We start from the raw sequence: 6,073 nt of genomic DNA, 5'->3' as shown, positions 1-6,073 counted from the left end.
AAGCCGCCGCCGGTCAATCCGAGCCGACCAAGAGACCGATCCTGCCTCAATCAGATGGCCTTCATATATGAATAACTTTCCCCGGACAGTCCTGCCCTCTTGGGGGGAGATCGGCAGCTCTGCCGGAAGCGCCCGGTCATCAACGGCGATTGGCGAAAGCCGACGCAACATCCAATCTCCCCCCTTGAGGGGGAGATGTCCGGCAGGACAGAGGGGGGTGTTTCGCGCTGCGCTCACCGCTTCACCTCCCAGGTGGTGATGCGTTCGCCCGTGACCGGATCCTTGCCGTCCTTCAACTGTATACCTTGTGCCAGCAGTTCGTCGCGGATGCGGTCGGCCTCGGCCCAGTTCTTGGCGGCGATGAATGCGAGACGCTTGGCGATGGCCTTTGCGACGTGGTCTTCATCAACCTTGGCCGACGCGACATCGAAGCCGAGGAACAGCAGCGACGCCTTCAGCGACGCAGCGGCATCGTTGCCGTCCGCTGCCTCGCCGGCCAACTGGGTCAGAACCTGGAAGGCGGCATAGGTGGCGAGATCGTCCGACAAGGCATCGATGACCTCCACTGGCAACTGCCCTGCCGCCGCCGGCGCGAGGTCCGCCCCCCGCTTCCATTTGCGCAGCGTGTTCTCAGCCTCTTCCAGCTTGCGCACGGAAAAGTCGATCGGCTCGCGGTAGTGCGTCATCAGCATCGCCAGCCGCAGCACCTCGCCCGGCCATTTGCGGCCGCCAAAGGTCTCGGTCTCCAGCAACTCGTTGATCGAATAGAAATTGCCGAGGCTCTTCGACATTTTCTGGCCTTCGACCTGCAGGAAGCCATTGTGCATCCAGATGTTGGCCATGACGTCGGTGCCGTGGGCGCAGCGCGACTGGGCGATCTCGTTTTCATGATGCGGGAAGATCAGGTCGAGGCCGCCGCCATGGATGTCGAAGACCTCGCCGAGATAGGCCGCCGACATTGCCGAGCATTCGATGTGCCAGCCCGGCCGGCCCCTGCCCCATGGCGAATTCCAGCCCGGCTCCTCCGGTGACGACAGCTTCCAGAGGACGAAATCGCCGGGGTTTTTCTTGTGCGCGTCGACGGCGACGCGAGCGCCGGCCTGCTGCTCGTCGAGATTGCGCTTCGACAGTTGGCCGTAGTCAGGCATCGACGCCGTGTCGAACAGGACTTCGCCTGCCGCAACATAGGCATGGCCGCGTTCGATCAGGCTTTGAATCAAGGTGATCATGTCGACCTTGCCGTCGGCGCGAGGTTCGACGAATTCGGTGGCGCGCGGCTCGACCGTCGGCTCCAGGCAGCCGAGAACCGCCACATCCTTGTGGAACTGATCGGCGGTCTTTTCGGTGACCCGCCGGATCGCTTCGTTGAGCGAAAGCGTGCCTGAAGCGATCTCGCCGCCGAAATCCCGCAAGGCGCGCGCGTTGATCTTGTCGTCGACGTCGGTGATGTTGCGCACATAGGTGACGTGCGTCTGCCCATAGACATGACGCAGCAAGCGGAACAGCACGTCGAAGACGATTATCGGCCTGGCATTGCCGATATGAGCAAAGTCATAGACGGTCGGGCCGCAGACATACATGCGCACATTGTGCGCATCGATCGGGACGAAATCCTCTTTCGTCCGCGTCAGCGTGTTGTAGAGGCGCAGGCCCTGCGATGCGTCAGACATTCGTGCCTTCCCGATGTGTTGTGTTCAGGAGTCCGCCTAGCGCCAAGGCGCAAACCGGATTCCAGCCTGCTGGCCGGGGCGTTTGTCCAATCTGGGGAAAGATGAGGCGAAAACGTCCGAACCAGCGCGAGGCTAGCCAATAATGCAAATGCCACAAATGGCGAAAGACGTTTTCATAGGCAGCTTTATCGCCTTGGCTTGTGTTGCCGTCAAGTCGCTAGTTTCGGCAAAAACGTCGCCGGATCACAGGTAATGATGCACTGAAACATTTTATTAAACATGTCGGCACAGTCATGAAACATTCGTCGGCTAGATCAGCAGGCGTCACGATTTGGTCAGAATCGGCCATCAAACGCAGACACGGAAATGTTACCTGGGAAGAGAGACATGCCCCGAACGAAGCAAGAATCCAACCGCGCCAAGCAACCGGCGCTGGCCAACCACTACCGCGCAATCGGCCCGGCCGCAATCGTCGCCGCCCTTCTCCACACCGCGAAGAAGAAGAAGCCGGCACAGAAGATCGTATCGCCCCGCGCTGCCTGAAAGCGGTGTGCGGCCTGGCGCCAAGGCGCCGGAAATGAAGGCGCTAATGCGCACCTTGAAGCAATAGCTTCGGTCCTTTGTTTGAGCATGATCTTTCCCGAAAACCGGGGCCACTTTCAGGATCATGCTCTAAAACAGCGTCATCTGACTGTCGTCCGCGCCGGGCTTCCGGCGCTTGACCTTCTCGGGCTCCGGCCCGATCTCGCCCCGCTCCTGAATCTCCGGTCCAGTGTTGGCGACCTTGTTGACGAGGTCGGAGATGGGAATTGCCTCGAAGAAATCGAGCTGTGCCGGCCGCAACAGGTCGGCCACATCGCGCGGCTCGAGCGTGCGGCAATCCAGCCAGCGGGCGAAATCCCTGGGATCGATCACCACCGGCATGCGGTCGTGGATATGCGCGATATCGGCATTGGCGTTGACTGTCAGTATGGCACCGGTATCCATCTCCGAACCGCCCGGCTCGGCATAGGTCTCGAGCAGGCCGGCAAAGGCGACCAACCCGCCGTGCCTTGGGCGTATCCAGTAGGGCTGCCCCTTCTTGCCACCGGTTTGCCGCCACTCGTAAAAGCCCGATGCCGGCACCAGCGCGCGGCGATGGCGCATGGCGGCTTTGAACGAGGCCTTTTCGGCAGCGCCTTCAGAGCGCGCGTTGAACAGAAGTGGAAACTCCCTGGTGTCCTTGACCCAGGTCGGGATCAGCCCCCAGCGCACCAGCATCGGCTGGCGGTCCGGCAGATTCGAGCCCGGCGCCCGCGGAGCGCCGGCGATCGCCATCAGGATCGGCTGCGTCGGCGCGATGTTGTAGCGCGCTGGAAAATCCTCCAGTTCGGCCAAGCCCAGCAAGGCGGCGGTCTGGTCCGGCGTCGCGGTCAAAGCAAAACGTCCGCACATGGTCGATTGGTGCCTCTCGAATGGTTCTGTTGAAAGTGGCGATGGAACCGGCGTTGCGCAACCGCTAAACCTTCCGCATGCTGGGCGGTCCACAACAGACCTGCCTTCCATGCCGGATCGGGAATCCATGAACGAAGCGCGCAAGACACTCCCGGCAGTCTCGGTCGCCATCGTGCGCGCGAACACCGTGCTACTGGTCAAGCGAGCCCGGCAACCCTCACAAGGGCTCTATGCCTTTCCGGGCGGCAAGGTCGAGCCCGGCGAAACGCTGGAGCAGGCTGCCGCCCGCGAACTGCTGGAAGAGACCGGCCTGCGAGCCACCGACTATCGACCGCTTCGGAAAATCCACATCGACGGCAGGGACGACAGCCACCCGGTCGATTATCTCCTCACAGTCTTCGGCGCCGCCTATGCCGGCGGCGAGGCGGTGGCCAACGACGACGCCGAGACAGCCGCATTCTATACGCTCAGCGAGATGGCGGCACTGCCGCTTGCCGGCTCGGTGTTCGCGGTCGCCGAAGACTTGTTGAATTCCGGCGGAAGCGGCGGGCCGCAGCCCTGAAAATCGCCTTGCGGGCGACAAATTGTTTCGCCACAAAGACTTATGATGCTTGGCTGAGCCAGAGTGGCTGACACCGTCGGCAGAGAAAATTTATGAACCGTCCATCCCTGCTCCTTGCCATATGCCTTGTTGTCAGCACGGCCATCTCGACGCGACCCGCACTCAGCGCCGATTCGCCGTTCGAGCCCGGGTTGATGCGGCTGGCGGAGGTTCTGGGGTCGCTGCATTTCCTGCGCAATTTGTGCGGCGAGAAAGGCGACCAGTGGCGTGTCGAGATGGAGAAGCTGCTCGATTCGGAAAATCCGGACGCCGAGCGGCGCGCCCGCTTCATCGCCAGCTTCAATCGCGGCTACCGCTCCTTCGGCGGCATCTATACGCAGTGCACCCCTTCGGCGACCGAGGCCATCAGCCGCTATATGAAGGAAGGCGAGACGCTGTCGCGCGACATCGCCTCGCGTTACGGAAATTAGGCATTTCGGTTGCTCATCAACAACTATCCGGACAATTGCCGGCGACAGCCGATATATCCGACTTGTGCCAGGCGATATCTTGGTGCAATCCTCATGTGGCACTTCTGCAACAGTATTAACGAAACCTTACCGTGAGAATGCGGAATTAACTCAAACTGAAGGTTTTCGCCCCGCAGGCAGCCCTAATCGGCTAAGTTTGACTCGAGTTGAATGCAGCTTCGCGCAAGGCAATCGGGCTTTGTAAAAGACGATCAAAAAAATGTCGTATTTACAAATACTTAATTGACCCTGCGTGTGAAATGAACAGATCAGGCCTGATCCACATTGACGGATCGCTGCTTGAAAGGGTGGACATTCGCTTATGGAACATGGTGTCAACGACATCGACGCGCTGGTCAGGGAAGAGAAGCGCCTGACCGCCGTGGAAAGCCACAGCGAGGCATGGGCGGAAGGTCTCTCCGCCGGCATAGAGCCCGAGATCATTGCCGAAGCAGCGCTCGAAACCGCCTTCGGCGAGATGTTGCGTGCCAATGGCGAGACCTCGGCCCTTGCCCTGCTCGACCGTATGCGTGAAAAGGTGATTGCTGGCGCCTTCGAACCTGAACGGCTGCGGCACTGAACCGACCTCCGGTTCTTTGACGACGGAATGCCGCTCGGGCGTCATGCCCGGAAGCAGGGAGAAACGGGCAGTGAGTTTTTCGATGTCAGGCAAGCCGCGTGGCCTGGCCCTTTGCATCTGCTTCGCCGCTTGCTGTGCCGCGATTCCCCTGATCGTATGTTTCGTGAGCAGCCCCGCCTATGCGCTGAGCGAGATCAAGCGCGAAGAGCTACCCCCAACAGTCACGCCGTCGGCCGACGACGACATGTCGCCGCCGGGAAGCACCGTGCCAATGCCCAATCCGGTCGGAACGCCGCCTCCGACCAGCCAGCCGGCTCCTCCGGCCGAATCCGAGCCCGACAGTCCGGCGGATGGCGGCGTGACCAGGCCGCGCGTCGATCCGGACACGCCGGTGCCCGAGGTTGTCTACGATCTCGGCAAGCTGCCGGAACCGGTTCGGCGCATGCATGATCTGATCGTCGAGGCTTGCAAGGGCGGTGACATCGAAAAGCTGCGGCCTTTGATCGGCCAGGGCGACAGCATGACGCAGATATCGCTGACCGACATAGATGGTGACGCCATCGCCTTCCTCAAGGGTCTCTCCGGTGATCCGGATGGGCAGGAGATTCTGGCCATTCTGGAAGAGGTGCTCAATGCCGGTTATGTCCATCTCGATGCCGGCAAGCCGGAAGAGCTCTATGTGTGGCCGTACTTTTTCGCCCTGCCGTTGGACAAGTTGGACGCCAAGCAGCGGGTCGAACTGTTCAAGATCGTCACCGCTGGCGATTTCGACGACATGAAGCAGTTCGGCGCCTATATTTTCTATCGCGTTGGCATCACGCCCTCAGGGCAATGGACCTTCTTCGTCGCCGGGGATTGAGCCAGCTATCGACGCGGTTCCTCGTCGATTCCGGCATCCGGCCATATGCGAGTGCCTTCCCCTCGAAGAAGCGAAATAGTATCCGTCGCCACGCTGGAGTCCATTTGCAGGATATCGGCTGCGTTGCGCAGCTCGTCCTTGTCCTGAAGCTTGTTCACCACCCATGCGACCTTGTGCTCGCGGTGTGTCCCGTTGATGTTCCAGCTGCGAGGGAAACGAACTTCAGATGGTGGTCAAAAGGATGCCGTGACCAAACTTGTCTGCCAGAGTCTGGATAAGCAGTTTTTCACGCGTCGTAAGCCGCTTTTGATCGACAAAACGCCAATTCCGCTCGTATAGCGCAAATGCCTCCTCGGCCGGAATTGGGCGTGCTGCATCGCGGTTCCAGGCAAGGGCTTGGAGTTCCGGGAACTCAGCAGGGACAATCATGGGCGCGAGATCGGCGTTCATATCCCAGTT

The 6,073-nt window shown here is 60.6% G+C and carries 8 protein-coding genes; 5 read left to right on the top strand and 3 right to left on the bottom strand.

The window, feature by feature from the left end; translation table 11 throughout:
• Positions 1–233: 233 nt before the first annotated feature.
• Positions 234–1,670, bottom strand: a complete 1,437-nt coding sequence (gene cysS / locus NKI38_RS28330; protein WP_352663503.1) for a cysteine--tRNA ligase — start codon at positions 1,668–1,670, stop codon at positions 234–236.
• A gap of 387 nt (positions 1,671–2,057) precedes the next feature.
• On the opposite strand from cysS, the gene NKI38_RS28325 reads away from it, so the two are divergent.
• Positions 2,058–2,213, top strand: coding sequence for a hypothetical protein (locus NKI38_RS28325; RefSeq protein ID WP_111549195.1), 156 nt, complete (start codon positions 2,058–2,060; stop codon positions 2,211–2,213).
• Positions 2,214–2,342: 129 nt separating this feature from the next.
• Here NKI38_RS28325 and NKI38_RS28320 read toward each other — a convergent pair whose 3' ends face one another.
• Positions 2,343–3,104: an SOS response-associated peptidase gene (locus NKI38_RS28320; protein WP_352663501.1), complete on the bottom strand. Its 762-nt coding sequence runs from the start codon at positions 3,102–3,104 to the stop codon at positions 2,343–2,345.
• A 127-nt stretch (positions 3,105–3,231) separates the two neighbouring features.
• Between NKI38_RS28320 and NKI38_RS28315 the strand changes: the two genes are divergently transcribed.
• The 4 genes from NKI38_RS28315 (at position 3,232) to NKI38_RS28300 (ending at position 5,614) form a co-directional block, all read left to right on the top strand.
• Positions 3,232–3,666 (top strand): NUDIX hydrolase, encoded by a 435-nt coding sequence (locus NKI38_RS28315; RefSeq protein ID WP_352663499.1) that lies wholly within the window; start codon positions 3,232–3,234, stop codon positions 3,664–3,666.
• A gap of 92 nt (positions 3,667–3,758) precedes the next feature.
• Positions 3,759–4,136: a TIGR02301 family protein gene (locus NKI38_RS28310; protein WP_352663497.1), complete on the top strand. Its 378-nt coding sequence runs from the start codon at positions 3,759–3,761 to the stop codon at positions 4,134–4,136.
• A 361-nt stretch (positions 4,137–4,497) separates the two neighbouring features.
• A complete protein-coding gene (locus NKI38_RS28305) occupies positions 4,498–4,755 on the top strand; it encodes a hypothetical protein (protein WP_008874920.1) in 258 nt (85 codons plus the stop codon).
• A 70-nt stretch (positions 4,756–4,825) separates the two neighbouring features.
• Positions 4,826–5,614, top strand: coding sequence for a hypothetical protein (locus NKI38_RS28300; RefSeq protein WP_352663495.1), 789 nt, complete (start codon positions 4,826–4,828; stop codon positions 5,612–5,614).
• A 222-nt stretch (positions 5,615–5,836) separates the two neighbouring features.
• On the opposite strand, the gene NKI38_RS28295 is transcribed toward NKI38_RS28300, so the two are convergent.
• Positions 5,837–6,064, bottom strand: coding sequence for a hypothetical protein (locus NKI38_RS28295; RefSeq protein WP_352663493.1), 228 nt, complete (start codon positions 6,062–6,064; stop codon positions 5,837–5,839).
• Between the last annotated feature and the right edge of the window lie 9 nt (positions 6,065–6,073).

Origin of the sequence: Mesorhizobium sp. M0621, from assembly GCF_040320745.1 — a bacterium.
Classification (GTDB): domain Bacteria; phylum Pseudomonadota; class Alphaproteobacteria; order Rhizobiales; family Rhizobiaceae; genus Mesorhizobium.
Note: the sequence above shows the minus strand (reverse complement) of the source record. Positions and strands in the feature narration are given on the sequence as shown.

What these genes read in the sequence shown, in the direction of transcription:
- cysS (WP_352663503.1), bottom strand. Translation starts at nt 1,670, where the DNA reads ATGTCTGACGCATCGCAGGGCCTGCGCCTCTACAACACGCTGACGCGG.
- NKI38_RS28325 (WP_111549195.1), top strand. Translation starts at nt 2,058, where the DNA reads ATGCCCCGAACGAAGCAAGAATCCAACCGCGCCAAGCAACCGGCGCTG.
- NKI38_RS28320 (WP_352663501.1), bottom strand. Translation starts at nt 3,104, where the DNA reads ATGTGCGGACGTTTTGCTTTGACCGCGACGCCGGACCAGACCGCCGCC.
- NKI38_RS28315 (WP_352663499.1), top strand. Translation starts at nt 3,232, where the DNA reads ATGAACGAAGCGCGCAAGACACTCCCGGCAGTCTCGGTCGCCATCGTG.
- NKI38_RS28310 (WP_352663497.1), top strand. Translation starts at nt 3,759, where the DNA reads ATGAACCGTCCATCCCTGCTCCTTGCCATATGCCTTGTTGTCAGCACG.
- NKI38_RS28305 (WP_008874920.1), top strand. Translation starts at nt 4,498, where the DNA reads ATGGAACATGGTGTCAACGACATCGACGCGCTGGTCAGGGAAGAGAAG.
- NKI38_RS28295 (WP_352663493.1), bottom strand. Translation starts at nt 6,064, where the DNA reads ATGAACGCCGATCTCGCGCCCATGATTGTCCCTGCTGAGTTCCCGGAA.